The 504-nt window shown below is 68.3% G+C and carries 1 protein-coding gene; it reads right to left on the reverse strand.

All coding sequences use genetic code 11. The features are described from left to right. Positions 1-504: DUF7507 domain-containing protein (locus ACOADB_RS01970; RefSeq protein WP_378596231.1), on the reverse strand; the 504-nt coding region annotated here is incomplete at both ends.

Raw genomic sequence — 504 nt, forward strand, 5'->3', positions numbered from 1 at the left:
GGCGCCGTCCAGCGGCGTGACCGTGGGACTCTCCGGGGTCTCCACGACCGGACCCGACGGCGGCGTACCGGTCGCGGTCGCGACGTTCTCCACCGTCCCGGCGTCCACGTCAGCCTGGGTGATCACGTACGGCGCGTCAGCCGCACAAGTCACCGTGTCACCGGGCGCCAGGGTCGTGGGGTCACACGTCACCGTGATGCCCAGGCCCACCAGCAACGGGTCATCCACGGCCACACCGGTCAGCGTGACGTTGCCCGTGTTCTCAAGATCGAAGACGAAGTTGATCTCGTCCCCCAGGTCGTTCAGACCAGTCCCGTTGACGTCCTCGATCGCGGCAACCCGCTTGTTGAGCGAGAGCGCCGGCTCCGACGTTCCCGGGACCTGGACCTCGTCCTCATCAGTGACGTCAGGTCCCGACGGCGGGGTGCCCGTGGTCGTGGCGGTGTTGTCCACCGTGCCCGCATCGACATCGGCCTGCGTCACGACGTACGTCGCGGTGCACTC

The sequence above is a fragment of the Nocardioides sp. CPCC 206348 genome, from assembly GCF_048654705.1.
Lineage (GTDB): Bacteria > Actinomycetota > Actinomycetes > Propionibacteriales > Nocardioidaceae > Nocardioides.